The 15,020-nt window shown below is 48.8% G+C and carries 17 protein-coding genes and 1 pseudogene; 3 read left to right on the top strand and 15 right to left on the bottom strand.

The features are described from left to right. Positions 1 to 233 precede the first annotated feature (233 nt). On the top strand, positions 234 to 464 hold the full coding sequence (pptA, locus tag ACIPUG_RS01975; RefSeq protein ID WP_014915392.1) for a tautomerase PptA: 231 nt from the start codon (positions 234 to 236) through the stop codon (positions 462 to 464). Positions 465 to 485: 21 nt separating this feature from the next. On the opposite strand, the pseudogene ACIPUG_RS01970 reads toward pptA, so the two are convergent. From ACIPUG_RS01970 to ACIPUG_RS01960, 3 genes and pseudogenes are all read right to left on the bottom strand, one after another. Then, positions 486 to 1,072 (bottom strand): annotated as a pseudogene (locus ACIPUG_RS01970) (hypothetical protein). Positions 1,073 to 1,248: 176 nt separating this feature from the next. Next, positions 1,249 to 2,745 (bottom strand): pyridoxal phosphate-dependent decarboxylase family protein, encoded by a 1,497-nt coding sequence (locus ACIPUG_RS01965; RefSeq protein WP_400337123.1) that lies wholly within the window; start codon positions 2,743 to 2,745, stop codon positions 1,249 to 1,251. A gap of 9 nt (positions 2,746 to 2,754) precedes the next feature. Beyond that, complete coding sequence (locus ACIPUG_RS01960; protein WP_104212098.1) at positions 2,755 to 4,140, bottom strand: diaminobutyrate--2-oxoglutarate transaminase; 1,386 nt, start codon at positions 4,138 to 4,140, stop codon at positions 2,755 to 2,757. A 411-nt stretch (positions 4,141 to 4,551) separates the two neighbouring features. Between ACIPUG_RS01960 and ACIPUG_RS01955 the strand changes: the two genes are divergently transcribed. Both ACIPUG_RS01955 and ACIPUG_RS01950 read left to right on the top strand, forming a co-directional pair. Continuing rightward, on the top strand, positions 4,552 to 4,785 hold the full coding sequence (locus tag ACIPUG_RS01955; RefSeq protein ID WP_011093800.1) for a type II toxin-antitoxin system Phd/YefM family antitoxin: 234 nt from the start codon (positions 4,552 to 4,554) through the stop codon (positions 4,783 to 4,785). Positions 4,786 to 4,815: 30 nt separating this feature from the next. Continuing rightward, positions 4,816 to 5,151, top strand: a complete 336-nt coding sequence (locus ACIPUG_RS01950; protein ID WP_400337121.1) for a type II toxin-antitoxin system RelE/ParE family toxin — start codon at positions 4,816 to 4,818, stop codon at positions 5,149 to 5,151. Positions 5,152 to 5,199: 48 nt separating this feature from the next. Here ACIPUG_RS01950 and ACIPUG_RS01945 read toward each other — a convergent pair whose 3' ends face one another. The 12 genes from ACIPUG_RS01945 to ACIPUG_RS01890 form a co-directional block, all read right to left on the bottom strand. Beyond that, on the bottom strand, positions 5,200 to 6,495 hold the full coding sequence (locus ACIPUG_RS01945) for a glycoside hydrolase family 10 protein (RefSeq protein WP_400337119.1): 1,296 nt from the start codon (positions 6,493 to 6,495) through the stop codon (positions 5,200 to 5,202). Between the two features lie 5 nt (positions 6,496 to 6,500). Further along, positions 6,501 to 6,788: a VF530 family DNA-binding protein gene (locus ACIPUG_RS01940; RefSeq protein ID WP_014915398.1), complete on the bottom strand. Its 288-nt coding sequence runs from the start codon at positions 6,786 to 6,788 to the stop codon at positions 6,501 to 6,503. Positions 6,789 to 6,908: 120 nt separating this feature from the next. Beyond that, positions 6,909 to 7,820 (bottom strand): LysR family transcriptional regulator, encoded by a 912-nt coding sequence (locus tag ACIPUG_RS01935; RefSeq protein WP_205595139.1) that lies wholly within the window; start codon positions 7,818 to 7,820, stop codon positions 6,909 to 6,911. A 12-nt stretch (positions 7,821 to 7,832) separates the two neighbouring features. Continuing rightward, entirely contained in the window at positions 7,833 to 8,819 is a 987-nt protein-coding gene (locus ACIPUG_RS01930) for an MBL fold metallo-hydrolase (protein ID WP_400337116.1), read from the bottom strand. A 257-nt stretch (positions 8,820 to 9,076) separates the two neighbouring features. Further along, entirely contained in the window at positions 9,077 to 9,400 is a 324-nt protein-coding gene (locus ACIPUG_RS01925; RefSeq protein ID WP_400337115.1) for an antitoxin Xre/MbcA/ParS toxin-binding domain-containing protein, read from the bottom strand. Between the two features lie 476 nt (positions 9,401 to 9,876). Continuing rightward, positions 9,877 to 11,043: a type II secretion system protein GspD gene (locus ACIPUG_RS01920; RefSeq protein WP_400337105.1), complete on the bottom strand. Its 1,167-nt coding sequence runs from the start codon at positions 11,041 to 11,043 to the stop codon at positions 9,877 to 9,879. Next, positions 11,040 to 12,071 (bottom strand): zonular occludens toxin family protein, encoded by a 1,032-nt coding sequence (locus tag ACIPUG_RS01915; RefSeq protein WP_400337102.1) that lies wholly within the window; start codon positions 12,069 to 12,071, stop codon positions 11,040 to 11,042. Before ACIPUG_RS01915 ends, ACIPUG_RS01920 begins: the two co-directional genes overlap by 4 nt. A gap of 6 nt (positions 12,072 to 12,077) precedes the next feature. Next, positions 12,078 to 12,356 carry a DUF2523 family protein gene (locus ACIPUG_RS01910; RefSeq protein ID WP_400337099.1) on the bottom strand — a complete coding sequence of 93 codons (279 nt, stop codon included), beginning with the start codon at positions 12,354 to 12,356 and terminating at the stop codon, positions 12,078 to 12,080. A gap of 18 nt (positions 12,357 to 12,374) precedes the next feature. Then, positions 12,375 to 13,637, bottom strand: a complete 1,263-nt coding sequence (locus tag ACIPUG_RS01905; RefSeq protein WP_400337098.1) for a hypothetical protein — start codon at positions 13,635 to 13,637, stop codon at positions 12,375 to 12,377. A gap of 238 nt (positions 13,638 to 13,875) precedes the next feature. Then, positions 13,876 to 14,112, bottom strand: coding sequence for a hypothetical protein (locus ACIPUG_RS01900; RefSeq protein WP_400337096.1), 237 nt, complete (start codon positions 14,110 to 14,112; stop codon positions 13,876 to 13,878). A gap of 302 nt (positions 14,113 to 14,414) precedes the next feature. Beyond that, a complete protein-coding gene (locus ACIPUG_RS01895) occupies positions 14,415 to 14,738 on the bottom strand; it encodes a DNA-binding protein (protein ID WP_400337094.1) in 324 nt (107 codons plus the stop codon). A 10-nt stretch (positions 14,739 to 14,748) separates the two neighbouring features. Then, entirely contained in the window at positions 14,749 to 15,018 is a 270-nt protein-coding gene (locus tag ACIPUG_RS01890; protein WP_400337092.1) for a hypothetical protein, read from the bottom strand. Between the last annotated feature and the right edge of the window lie 2 nt (positions 15,019 to 15,020).

Raw genomic sequence — 15,020 nt, 5'->3', positions numbered from 1 at the left:
ATATCCGGTTAACTGGTAGCGCTGTTACGCGCCAAACAGGAGCAGTATAAGAATCCGGCAGATCGCTAACAGTGGCCTGAATGACACACTTCGATGAGTTTAGGCCAATTTGTCTCAGCGGATTGTTTATCATCGGGCGAACTATCCTATTGCCGTCTTCATGCACACTAGCTATCTTAACTAACTGGCTAGCTTAACCAACGTGCTGTTTCATCAATGAAAAGGACCATTCCATGCCCCATATCGATGTCAAACACTTCCCAAGGAATCTGTCTGAAGAAGAGAAGAAAGCCGTCGCGGAAGATCTTGCTGCGGTCCTGAAGAAGCATTTCGGTTCTTCCGACGAGTCGCTTTCTGTCGCGTTGAACGAAATCCAGCCGGAGCGCTGGAAAGATGACGTTTACGACCCGTTCATTAAACCACAGTTGGACACGTTGCCGAAAAAGCCGGGATATTCGTATTAATTTTCCCCGCATCCGGGCGCATTAATTGGCCTGCTCTGAGACGTTTTTCACTGTAGCGGAGCGGGTTGACCACCAACACAGCAGCGATCCCAGACTAACCATTGCCGCACCTTGCCAGAAGGCCACGGTTAACGTCGAGTTGAGAATAAATGCCGCAAGCGCAGCGGAAATGACGGGAATGAAATAAGACGCGGTCGCCAGAACGGTGACATTACCGTGCAGAATACCGATATTCCACGCCGCGTAACCAAACTGGTTTTTTGCCGATTAACCAATACGGATAAAAGGATCGTCAGGCTCGGCCAGAGGTAATTAACCATGCCGACTTCTATTGCCTGCGTGCTGTTGTTGGCATAGCCGAGAGAGAGGGAGAGACACAGTTCATAGCAAACAAACAGAATACTGCCGGTGATGAGGTAGGATACCGGGAAGGTTTTTATCTTAGGAAAACCCACCGTCATTAATAGCATCACTGAGCTTAACGTATAGATCATCGCCGCACCGCCAACCGCCCCAAATCCTTCGCTCACGCTTCGAATCAGCCCGACAATGGCACTCCAAAGCACGACTGCGGTTAACCCAATGAGTGTTGCTTTTTGTGATGTCATTTATTCATCTATCCCAGCGTTTCTATTTATTCCGTAGCTATTTATTTCGTAACTCCTTATTCCGGAATTACGGTATCCGTGTGCCAGTGCAATAATACGGTCAGAAAACTCAGTAATAAAAAAGCCGATAACCTATTATTGTTATCGGCTTTTCACGATGCAGTAAAGCAGGGGAATTACGCGGTCAGCAGAGGCTGTGCCGTGCTTTCAACCAGATCCAGCAGAACTTTGACATCGTCCAGGCTGACCGTTGGGTTCAGCAACGTCAGTTTCAGGCAGGTAACACCGTTAAATTCGGTGACACCTACGTTGGCACGACCTGATTCCAGCAATGCATCGCCAATACGTTGGTTAAGCAATGCGATAGTCGCGTCATCCGCTGTCGCCAGCTGTTGCGGACGGAAACGGAACAGAACGCTTGCCAGCTGTGGCTGCATCACCAATTCCAGCGGAGCATGTTCATCCACATATTGTGCAACCTGCTGCGCCAGCGTAACGCCGTGATCGATGATTGCCGCATACTGCTGTTGGCCCAATGCTTCCAGACCCATCCACAGTTTCAGCGCATCAAAACGACGCGTCGTCTGCAATGATTTCGACACCAGATTAGGGACGCCCTGTGCTTCATCGAACTCAGAGTTCAGGTAAGCCGCCTGATAGCGCATCAGCTCATAGTGACGCGCTTCTTTCAGCAAGAAAGCGCCGCAGCTGATGGTCTGGAAGAATTGTTTGTGGAAATCCAACGTAATGGAATCCACCAATTCAATGCCGTCCAGATAATCGCGATACTTCTCGGACAGCAGCAGTGCGCCGCCCCAGGCTGCATCAACGTGTACCCAAATCTGATGCTCTGCCGCCAGTGTTGCAATCGCACGTAAAGGATCAATCGCACCCGCGTCAGTGGTACCGGCCGTTGCCACAATCGCCAGAATCTGTTCGCCGTTAGCCTTGGCCAGCGCCACTTTCTCCGCTAAATCGTTCAGGTCCATCCGCGCGAAGCGATCGGTTTTCACCAGCGTAACGCATTGATAACCCAGGCCCAGTAAAGCCATGTTCTTTTGCACCGAGAAATGGGCATTTTCAGAACAGAACACTTTAATTTTCTTCAGGTTACCAACCAATCCATCTTGCTGGATCGAATGTCCCTGACGGGCAAAGAAGGCATCACGCGCCAGCATCAAGCCCATCAGGTTACTCTGGGTGCCACCACTGGTGAACACGCCCGCATCGCCAGACTGATAGCCAACCTGAGTACGCAGCCATTCAATCAGCTTCATCTCGATGATGGTGGCTGACGGGCTTTGATCCCAAGAGTCCATGCTCTGGTTCGTGGCGTTAATCAAGACTTCCGCCGCCTGACTGACCACCAGACTCGGGCAGTGCAGGTGAGCGACACACTGTGGGTGATGCACCGACAGGCTGTCTTTCAAAAAGTACTCAATCGCACGCTCGATAGCGACCTGGTTACCCAGGCCCTGCGGATTAAAATCCAGCGTGATGCGCTCACGCAGTTCAGCAACGGTTTTGCCCTGATACATTTCAGGCTGTTGCAGCCACTGCATAACAGCTTGGCTACTCTGCGTAATCGCTTCCTGATAGGCTTCGATACTTTGTGCAGAAGAGGCCAAAATCGGGTTTAGTTCTGTTTCAACTTGCTTGGACATCGTGGTCATTCGCTCCACTCAGACTGGCTTCACGCCAGCAGACAGCAGCGCGTTTTCAAATTTATCCAGGAAGATTTCCAATTCAGCATTGCTGATCAGCAGGGAAGGCAGCAGACGCAAAACGCAACCATGACGGCCACCGCGCTCCAGAATCAGACCCGTTTCAAAGCATTTTTTCTGCAACAGGGCAGACAGCTCGCCGTCAGCCGGGTAGCAACCCATGTGATCCTGCGCTTCGTTAGGCTTAACAATCTCAATCCCGATCATTAATCCCAGACCGCGAATGTGACCGATCACCGGATAACGTTTTTGCAGTTCAGCCAGTTTGGCTTTCAGCCATTCACCTTGCTCAGCGACTTTGTTTGCAACCTGATTGTCTTTGAGGTGCTTCAACGTCGTCAGACCGGTTGCCATCGCCAGTTGGTTACCACGGAAGGTACCGGTATGGTGGCCCGGTGACCAGGCATCGAACTGCTTCTTGATACCCAGCACAGCTAATGGCAAGCCGCCACCTACTGCTTTAGACATCACGATGATATCTGGCTCAATGCCAGCGTGTTCAAAGGCAAAGAATTTACCCGTACGAGCAAAACCAGCCTGAACTTCGTCGATGATCAGCAGAATACCGTGTTCCTGCGTTACTTTACGGATGCGCTGCAGCCACTCGACAGGTGCCGGGTTAACGCCGCCTTCGCCCTGAACGGCTTCCAGAATGACCGCCGCCGGTTTACGTACGCCACTCTCAACGTCGTTGATCAGGTTTTCAAAGTAGTAGGTCAATGCTTTAACGCCAGCTTCACCGCCAATACCCAGCGGGCAGCGGTACTGATGCGGATAAGGCATAAACTGGACTTCTGGCATCATGCCGTCGACCGCTTCTTTCGGTGACAGGTTACCCGTTACCGACAGCGCGCCATGCGTCATGCCGTGGTAGCCACCGGAGAAACTGATCACACCAGCACGACCGGTGTATTTTTTTGCCAGTTTCAGTGCAGCTTCAACAGCATCGGCACCAGAAGGGCCCGTAAACTGGAGGCAGTACTCTTTGCCCTGGCCAGGCAGTAAGGAAAGCAGATACTCGGAGAACTGATCTTTCAACGGCGTTGTCAGATCAAGTGTATGTAACGGCAAGCCGCTAGTAATGACACGTTGGATGCTTTGCAGCACGTCAGGATGGTTATGTCCAAGCGCCAGCGTTCCCGCCCCGGCCAGACAATCAAGATATTGATTATTCTCAACATCGGTGATCCACACGCCTTCGGCTTTCGCAATTGCCAGAGGCAATTTGCGTGGATAACTCCTCACGTTCGATTCAAATTCAGCTTGTCTTGCCAAATAGGTTTCATTGTTTCCGTTTAATGAATTCGCACCTAAACTGTCAATACGGACTTTATCCGTCATCATATCTCTCCTACAACCGTGAGCTCACAGGCAACCACAGTTGAATAAATGAATTAAACACGTAACGACTATAAGAAAAACGCGGCCAATATAGGTTTTTTCAGTCACCGACTCAATGATTTATTTCGTTTCGAAACTTTTATTTTTTCACATAAAAATCAAACGGTTGATTGCATTTCTACGAATCATGATGCCATGGCTATTTTACATGCTTATTAAATAAGCAAAAAAAATCCGCCGACCGCAGAATTCTTGAACCGAAAAAGCGGTAATAAGAGGGGAAGACAGCACGTTTAGCTATAGCGTTCAGAGAGAAAACCACAAGAGAGGGAGGCGTGATGAGGCTTTACACATTGCTTTCAGTCTATATAAAGACTAAATTAAGACTGAAATCGATGTCGGGAGGGAAGCATCATGAAGATCGAGACGATTAGCTATATAAAGAAAAATGCAGCCACGCTTGACCTCGCTGAACCCATTCTGGTGACTCAGAATGGCGTTCCTGCCTACGTTATTGAATCCTACGATCAACAACAGGAACGGGAAAACGCCATTGCATTGCTGAAGCTTCTGACGCTGTCTGAGAAAGACAAGTCTGAAGGGAAAGTATTCAGCAGGGAGCAATTGCTGGATGGGCTGGAATTCTGAACTGACGATGTCATCAGGAAAGGACGCTAAATGGAAGAACCGAGAGTAACGATAGAATACACCTCAACGGTCAGAGTCTGTATCAGTGATATTGTCAGCCATCTCCGTCGTGTTGACGTAGAACCCGGCCCGGTGATCCATGAAATTCTGGATCAATTTGAGAGTAAAATCCGGCAGTTTCCTTTGAGCTGTCAGCTCTGCCCAGAGCTGTTGAAAATTGGGTGTGGGAAATACAGAGAATATAATTCTTCGGGAGGATACAGAGTCCTCTATTCAATCGAAAATAATCTGGTTACCGTCCATGCTCTTCTTGCTCACCGACAAGATATTCAGCAATCATTATTTAAGCGCTTGATTCAAGCGTGAATCAGCACCCAGAGGAAAGAGCAGAGGTTTTGAAGCCTCTGCAGTCCGTTAAATTGGATTCCAACGGTTTCTGAGGTAATTAACCGCTTCCTGGGTCTGTGGTTGATTGAGATAGTTCTCTCTGAACAGAATCGTCCCGTTGATTTGCGGCATAGACTCGTTTAAGTCGAGCTGCTTTTTCAGCTCCGGCACGCCGCCATTTATCGTCCAGTCAGGCTCATTTTTTGAAGGTTCACCCACTTTATACAGCGCAACGCCAATATAAAGGCGTGTGTTTGTGGGCTTCACCACACCCGCCCACCATTTTGCCAAGACATCATAACGTGCAGCGTCACGTGCGAAAGGCCAGTAGATCTGCGGGGCAATGTAATCCAGTAGCCCTTGTTGCACCCACAGGCGGGTATCAGCATAAGCTTCATCGTAGGCGGCCGCGCCTCGCGTGTCGGAACCTGCCGCATCGTGTGACCGGTTGCGCCATACGCCTGCTGGGCTGACGCCAAATTCAACCTCGGGTTTCAACTGCTTGATCGTGCGCGACACCTGCTCAATCAACAGCTGCGTATTGTGCCGCCGCCAGTCTGCCTTTGAGCCAAATCCCTGACCCTGTTTTTTAAAGGTTTCACTATCGTTAAGCATCGAGCCGGATGATTCGGCATAGAAGTAATCATCAAACTGCACACCGTCAATCGGATAACGCGCAACGACTTCGGCCACGATACTGGTGATCCAGTTCCGTGCTTCCGGAATGCCCGGGTCGAGCACAAAGCGATCGCCTGCCGTGCGGATCCAGTCACGGTGCAACACAAATACGCTGGCCGGATTTTGCGACAAGGTGCGATTTAGCTCCGTCACAGTTGACGGCTTAGTGTTAACGGTGACGCGATAGGGATTAAACCAGGCATGGACTTTCATACCGCGCTTGTGCGCCTCATCCAGCATGAACTGTAGCGGATCGTAGCCCGGATCTTCACCAATCTTGCCCGTTAGCATATCTGACCAGGGCAATATCTTAGAAGGCCAGAGCGCGGTACCATCAGGCTTAACCTGAAAAAATACGGTATTGATACCGAGGCTTTTCAATTTATCCAGCTTACCTGTCAGCGCTTCCTGCTGCTGAGTAATACGGAGCGCAGGGCTGCTGGCATTGACGGATGCTACCGGCGGCCAATCCAAGCGGGAAACGGTCGCCAGCCAAACACCGCGCATGGGTTCCTTATTCTGCTGAGATTTCGCCGGAAGCGGCTGTTTAACCGGAGGAAGGGGGGTGACAAGCGAACTCGGTGGTTTAGACGCGCAACTGACAAGTAGAAGCGCAGCGGCAATCAGTACGACTGGCTTTTTCACGTTGGTTAGCTCTTATTTCTGCGACTATTAGCCCAGGGATCAACAGCGCTATCATCTGGTTTTACGGGAGCGGAGCCGTCCAGAGAATCAAGGTACAGTGCTTCAACTTCCGCACGCGCCCAGGGTGTCCGACGCAGAAACTTTAAACTGGATTTAACGCTTGGATCGCTTTTAAAGCAATTGATGTTGATCCGTTTACCCAACTCAGCCCAGCCAAAACGGGCAACCAGTGCATTGACTTGCATTTCAAGCGTGACGCCATGCAAAGGATCTTTAGAAGTATGAGCAGTCATGTAACGTCCAGTAGTTTCAGGTTTTTGTGTTCAGGATTAGGCTTGTAGCAAGGGAAGGTTACAAGAAAGCGGGGCGGCCAGCAATGCTATTGCCTGATGCAGACCACCGAAACGTTATTATTACGGCTGAAGGCCTGCGGCATTAAGCAGTTGTGTGCGTAACCAGGCGTTGGCCGGATCGTGACTATTTTTCGGGTGCCAGTACATGCTGATGGCAATCGGCTGTAGCGACACTGGTGGGGGGAAAATGTCGAGCGTCTGGGTAAAACGTTGTAGCATTCGTTTGGGCAACGTACAAAGCAGATCCGTACCCGCTACAATTGGTGGCGCCATCGCATAGCTTTGTGTGGACATCATCACGCTGCGCTGATATCCCAGACCGGCCAGTGTTTGATCGACAAAGCCGGTAAACGGATCCCCTTCCGAAGAAACAACCAAATGAGGAAGGGCACAATAGCCTTTTAGATCAAGGTGATCTGTCCCTCTCGGGTGACCTTTACGCTGAGCGGTCGCAAATTCATCGTCGAAAATCTTGCGTCTGATCCAACCATCGTGCGCTCCGGCATTTATACCAATGTAGATATCAATTTCCCCATTCTCCAACTGTTCAGGCAAATGAGCGATCTCCGGCAGAGCGAAACGTAGTCGAATACCCGGAGCGGCAGCATTAAGCTGGTTAAACAAGTCTGCACCCAGCATTAGGGCGGGATTTTCATGCAGGGCAACCACAAACGTCCGGCTGCTGTTCGCCACATCGAAATGCATCGGTTCGAGCATTGCCGATATGCCTCGCAGAACGTTCGCGACCAGTGGCCGCAGTGACTCGGCTCTTGGCGTGGGCAAAACCCCACGTCCGTGTGGGGAAGGAATAAACAGTTGCTCGCCAAAGATCGTCCGCAAACGCGATAGTCGTGCCGACATTGCCGGTTGGCTAATCCCCAGCCGTGCGGCAGCATGCGTGATGTTCTGATCTTTTAGCAATGCATCTAACGTCAGCATCAGGTCGATATCGATGTCTGAAAATGGCGTCATTTTGTTATCCGTTTACTCTGTGCCAGAGGCGGCTCGATTGTTATAGGTGATGGGCACCCATGCATAGCCGCCATGTTCGTGTCGGGCGACATAGCCGATGCCGGGGAACGGCAGATGTGGTGCCGCGATAAGGTCTTTGTTTTTCGCAAAATTTTCAAACGCATGGTTGCGTACTCGCGCAGCGCCATCCTGATCCTCATCGTACGCGATAGTAACATTGGGCTGTGGGAACTGCACCGCAGCAACGTGGATGATATCACCGACAAAGGTCATTTTTTCGCCTTCGCTTACCAACGTATAGAACGCCGATCCTGGTGTATGCCCGGGATGTACCGTACCGGTAATGCCAGGTATCAATTCGGTAGAACCTGAAAATGGCACGATTTTTCCGGCATCCAGATAGGGCTTCAAGGTTTTTTGGGCGATATCGAAATAACTCTGGTCGTAGCCCGTTTTTTGCTGATTGGCATTATTAAAGAAAAAATCAATGTCAGGTTTTCCCACGAATACGCGCGCATTAACAAATACACGTCGACCATCCTTGACCATTCCGCCTGAATGATCGGAATGCGCATGTGTCAGTAAAATATCAGTAATATCTTGCGGATGAATCCCTTGCGCCGCCAGACTATCAATCAACTGACCACCATTACCAGGGCCAAATAATTGCCCAGATCCTGTATCAACCAGTATTTTTCGCCCGGGTAAGGTAATCAGAAATACATTAATAGAGGCTTCAACCGGATTGGCCTGAAAATTTTTAGCCAGTAATGCATCGGTGTTCTGCGTTGTCGTACGCCGCAGCAGGTTATGAAGATCTTGCGCGACGCTGCCATCGGTGAATGATGTGACAAGAATTTTGCCTACCTGAACACGATAGCCGCCGGCTTGCTGTTGAACGGTATGTTGAGGCACGTTGGCCAGAGACTGAAGAGCAGGGTAGAACAGTAACGAACTAGCTAGAAGCATTGATGCCGTAGATTTTCTTGCAGTAAACATGATGGACTCCTTACGAAAAACCTCATGTTATTCCGCCAGGATTTTTTGAGAACACGCACCAGATTGATACGACCCATCCATGTCGTGGATAGGTCGGGTTTGGTTCTTGTGATGCGCATTTATCTTATTTAACATAATATACATTATGCGAACCTATAGATAAACAGGTGGGAACTGGCCGTTTCGCTGAGCAAATCCCCGCATCCAGAAAACACTTTTTCCGATTAGGCAATTTTGCCTAATTGCTCAAAACTGTTTTATCGATACACACCATGCTGTAACTGTTTTATCAGTCGGAGAACCTCGTCAATTCCCGACTGGCTGGACAGCATTTCATTTGGTGTTTTCCATTCCAGTGCGCGATTCGGCTCCGATAGCCAGCGCTCAGCCAGACCAGCGTCACCCTCGAATAGTTCCACAACTCGTTCTGATACAGATGCCACTCGCAATGTCCCGTCTTTAGATGCGGCATCAAATGAGTTTTTTAGCTGCGCCATATCGCAGGTTTTTCGCTCCAGTGAACTCATCTGTTTCAGGCTGGCAACATCGTGTGTTGCGGGATTTCGCCCTGAAGGTTTCATGCAAACCGCCTATATATCAATTAAATGAAAATGGATTCAGTACGGGAAAATGCTCAAAAACGCTGCCTGCGGCCAACCCCGTACAGCCCAAAAATAAATTTTTGCGCCGTCCGGCGTTCCGATAAAAGACCTCCCGCTGCAACACATCGAATAATTTTCAGTGACGGCGTGTGCGATGGCACAACGGTGGTTTTCCCCTCATCTATAGCTCGAACCATAGTTGCAATACGTTCAGCCTGGCTGGAGCGATATCTCTCCAGCCTGCTCATAGAATCTAGAGACACGAGACCTCCCGCTACAGCACATACAATAAAATCCCCTGATGCTGTGCATAATAGGAAAATAAAATCATTTAAATTCAAATAACTAAAAATAAATCAGACGAATTTCAGTACAAAAATACACTAAATTCAACGATGTGCTACAGCGGGAAAAAACCACTAACCGCCCTCCTCGCTGGACGCTGCGGTGAGCGGTCAGCGGATTTTTCTGACCTGTAGAACGACGACGACGTCAGTTTTTGAACTGTCTGACCCCTGACTAGTGAATAATGGCAACAGACTAAATCCCGTTTTGGAATCAGTGTTTTTTTGTTCAGCCAGCCCCCCCAACAGGATAATTTCACCATCCTGCAATGAGATGTCGGTGGAGATTTCCCTTTTTATTAGCGTCGGTGACGAATTGACACCGTTGTCAGTCGCGGTGAAATTGCTCATCTCCTGAGAAATCTTTAGGTCGATCACGCTTTTTCTAACCATGGGGCTAACAGAAAAAATTATCCCCGAATCGCGGTACACGACTGACTGGACGGCGGACTGCCCCTGATACGAGACATTCCCCAGCGTAGGCGTGGATGAGCCAACGGAAAATCGCGCATCAGCACCAGAGCGGGCGCGTAGCGTTGGGGATGAAACAACATTAAACCGGTTGTCAGTTTTAAACAACTCAACGAGCGCACTCATAGAGCCAGTCGAAATTTTCAGAAAATTATCATATCCCCGCGATTTTCCCCCTATCTGGAAATTTAATTTGGTATTCAGTAGGTTGGCTGCTAGTTGTAGCCCTGAACCATCACGCGCAGTATTCTGAACCTCATAGACATATCCAGCTACCAGAACCTCATCGGCCTGAGTATCCAACTGAGGCAGCGCCTCAGAGACACGGTTGATGTCAGCGCGCGATCCATAAAAAACCAACGAATCAGAATTGGTTCCCTCACCCTGTGCAAATCTAGCGGCATCATCAACCAGAGTTTTCAGCTGTGCGGCCAGATATTCTGGCGAGCGATATGATGGACGATACACATACGAAAATTGAGGTGTTTTTTTCTCAACCAGTTGCGGAGGTTTGTAGAAAAAATCAGTGCCATTTTTCGATTTCACCGACACGCCAATGTCGGCCATGTATTCGACTAGGAACGCGCGAGCATCCTGCTCTGGCATTAACCGGAACGAGATTTTTTCGGGCATTCCAACCACATCCGGCGACAGCTTGAATGGCTTTTTTAGTATCTGCGTGTAAAAAATAGACAATGCATCTGGCACGGTAACGCTCTTCAGTTCGAAATCGACCCCAGACCCAGCCGCAAAACATGGGGATGCAAACGCCAACAGCATCGACAAAACAATTTTTTTCATTCTCATTTAGCACCCCCTGACCATGTGGTTACAATTTCACCATCTAACACCCCTGACATTATCGCGCCGCTCACAACAAAACCTGCTGCCGGTTCGACCCGCTGACGGCCATCAGCACCAGAGAGCACGACAAACCGGCCGTTTTTATCATGAATCATTCCACTAACCCTCCATTGCGATGAGATTTTCGGGGAGGCAACCGGCGCAGGAACGGCGGGATTTTGCTGGGACTGGCTGACCGCTCCCGCAGGCTGATTTTGGTGAACGGGTGTTTTTTTATTCTCTGGGTGAAAAAATCCCCACAGATACCAGCCTCCTGCTGACACTAAAATGACTAACGCCGCGATAGTCAGTAAAAGGGTCGCATTTGAAAAAACACTCTGGCGTTTATCGACAATCTGTTCAAAGCCGTTGCCGTCATATGATTGATATAATGGAAAAATCCTCTTGTCGTAACGGTAATTTTTGACTGAAATCCGTTCATTTTTAGTGAGTTTTGAGCTCCCAAAAACCTCAACCCGATACATGGAACTGAGACCCAGAGATTTTAATTTTGTCATCCTGTAACTGGTTTCGGTTCGGTCACGAATAAATCTGGGAAGGTTGCTAATCGATTGATTTATAACCACTAAATCACAGGTTACGCCTGTTTCAGGGTGGGAAAAATGTCGGTGCTCGGCAATGAATGAGCGATGATTTTGAGGGACAGTTGAATCGGAGCCCCAAATTCTCCATGCTTCATCAACACAAATTAGATCCCCTGCCTGACAAAATGTATTTTTCCCATCTGTTAAAGCATTTTTATAGGGAAAAAAATATTCATCCTGCACCTGCTCGTTAGTGACTGAAATAACCTCACCTATATTTTCGGTTTTATTATTTCGCCTAACAAACTCATATATTTTTTCAGGATTCAGGCCATAAATATTTGATACAACTCGCCTACCCTGAGCCACTGCGGGAATTATCACAGACCGGACAACCTCAAAACTTTTCCCACTACCCGGCACGCCGACATACGCTGAAATTGCCACTGATATTTATCCTATTAATGGAATTCGGCGAATAATAAATCGCGTGATAATTGCTGAAACCATCATCGCGATGCCAGTCGGGACCTGAAATATATTTAAAAAATACCAAACCGAATCAGGTAGTTGATCAAATAACTCAACCAGTGGCAGTGGAGAAACATTTACCAATGACATCAGAACCGGAAAAAATTCCTGCACAACAAAAAATAGGGCGAACATAATTCCAAATTTCATCACGACCGAGCGCAGCAGGAATGAGAGCGCTGTGTATAATGCAGCTAACATGTTATTACCTCTATTATATTAGGCCGACATGACGCGCCTGAATGATGAAAATCCCCAGCAAATCAGGCAAAACAATTTTATGAGCTCGCGGTTTTTTTCAATCAACCCACAGTGGGAATCGACAATGAAATTTTTATCCCAGACGGAAAATTCAGCCGTCGGGCACTGAGCTGAACGCGATCCAATCGAAAAATTTTCCCATTCAGAAAACGCACCAATTATCGGAGCCAAAACAGTTTTTCCATCTGGCGGGCTATCTAATGCCGGCTGAACGGCGGGCGGTTCCGGCTGCGGGTTGGGTTCAGGATTCGGCTCGGGTTGCGGCTGAGTTTCTGGTTGCAGGTCAGTCCACGGACTGGCCCATTCCGCCTGAGATGGATTGGGCCGACCAACGGCGGCAGCGGCATCGCGAATATCCTGCGCCGTGACCAACGGCTGACCGCTGGAGATCTGGACTCCCTGATAATCAGGCTGACTGGCGGCATCCAACAATAACGCATTCAGAACGTCCGCCATTTGTTGTGCATTTAACGGAGTTTTTTTAACTGTTTCCTGCTGTTCGGTAGTAATATCGGGGGCTGATGGGGTGATTGTTGAACTGTAATTATCATTTTGCTGAACAGAGAAAATCTCATTCAGAGAATCTGTTTTTATCGCGCCGGACGCCTGTGGATAGGAAAAATTGTAGCGCGCCTCATAACGGGTTAACCGACCACCGCCAGAAACCGAACTAGATGCAATCGAAATTCCCGAACTATATGTGCATTTTGCGCCAGCCGGACAATACAAAATCCCATTATCTGCCCGAAATTTGTAGGCGGAAAGGACGAGATTTTCGTGAAAATCCCCAGACAAAAATGGGGCGCTGCCGCCCTTTCCAGCACCGATATAAAATTTTCGCCCGTTATCGACACTCGAGCTCGTGGGTGCGGACGAAATCCCCGCATTTGGGTCGGAACCGAAAATTTCGTCGCCAATTTTTAGTAGTGAATCCCCTATGAACGCCCAGGAAAAAACACCGTTAGCGAGCTGGAGCCGGGTGGGATTTGCATGTCCTGTGGCGAGCCTTGCAACAGACTGATTTAACGCGGTTTTTGTTCCGTTAACCAAAACTTGACGTTCCGCTGCTGAGACAGCCATCTGGGCAGCTCCCCGCGAAATCGCCGACCTCAGCGCAAAACCGCCGATCGTTTCTGCCCCAACAACCAGCGCGGGGATGATCGCGTTAGCGGCGGCGCAGAACAACGCAGCCCCCACTGCCAGTAAAACAATTTTTTTCATAGTTTGAATGAAATCAGAACAAAAAACAGGAACATGAAAAAAATTCCGGCCAGCAGAACAACAGCTTTTTGTCCGGGCTCAGTAAAAATCATCTCGCACATTAAAATCCCCTCAATCCGCAAATCACCGCCCACGCACTAACCAGACCCCAAATAAAAAAAATCATTTGCCAGTCCATACGACAACCTAATGAAAAATAATAAAAAAATGGGAGGGGTTCCCCCTCCCAGTAACAGAATTATCCGCCGCGAACGAGCCCCATAATCGTTCGCACGCCTTTGATGGCCAGATATAACCCCATCAATCCGGCGGCAATCGCCATCACCGCAGTAACCACAGCGGTTACAGAAAACCCCTCGGTGACGCCGGAAAAATCAAGGGCTGCTGACGCCCCCTCAGCGGCCAGAACCACCGCAGGAGCCAGAATTGAAGCAGACGCAGCAGCAGCAGATACAAAAATATTTTTCAGTTTCATAATGATCCCCCAGATTAATTGATTGATAAAAAACATTTTTTTGGCTTTTTAGCCAAACCTAACTAGGCGCAGCAGCAACCCACAGCAGTGGGCAACCAACCACAAACCAACAACGGAATTGAACGCAAAAAGGAAAAAATCGTTATTTTGCGCCCATAATTCAGCCACCTAATCCCCCCGATAATCAGTGAGAACCGCGATAAAAAAACTCCTAAAAAAACGACAGGTTTTGTAGATGGCCGCACCGAAAATCACGGAACAAAAAATCGCGTCTATCATCTGTCACATCCCTAAAACAGTTTTTATTTCTGGCTCTGGTCGGGCAAAACATCGATTTGATCCGATTCGAGCGTAATTTGCACAGCAGCCCCGTTTTTACCGCTGTAGGCGTCGACCCAAACCGGCACGAGCACGTTTTTCCCGACAAGCCGCTGAAATTTATCGAGAATTCCGGCATCAATGAATTTTTTCGGGATTCGGACGGCGGTCTGAACCGACTGCTGACCGCCCCAACCATCAGGGCGGAGATTTTCCACACCGAGCTCGTAAAAACTGTACGAACCGGAACTATTAGTAAACTCACGATTGCGTGCTCCTAGAAAATTACCCTTCAATAACAATGACATATAAATACCTCTATAGAATTTGTACATCTATTGAACGAAGCCAGACAACCATTTCCCCTGATGTCGGCCATAAAAAAACTGGAAATCGAGCTCGTTGCCCCTGTAGCAACGCCTGCGGGAAATTCTGAAATGCGAATTCGGGACAAAAAACGGACAATTCCAGACCGTTTTCTGAACCAATCCCGACCTCAACCAACCCGCCCCCGCCTGGCCGACAGCCCAGATACAGCCCATCAACCCAAAAATCGAAATCAAAAAAAACACAATCTGAATCAATCATTT

It is taken from the genome of Pectobacterium sp. CHL-2024, from assembly GCF_044751765.1.
In the GTDB taxonomy this organism is placed as follows: domain Bacteria; phylum Pseudomonadota; class Gammaproteobacteria; order Enterobacterales; family Enterobacteriaceae; genus Pectobacterium; species Pectobacterium brasiliense.
The sequence above is the reverse complement of the archived record's forward strand: the minus strand, read 5'-3'. Positions and strand labels throughout refer to the sequence as shown.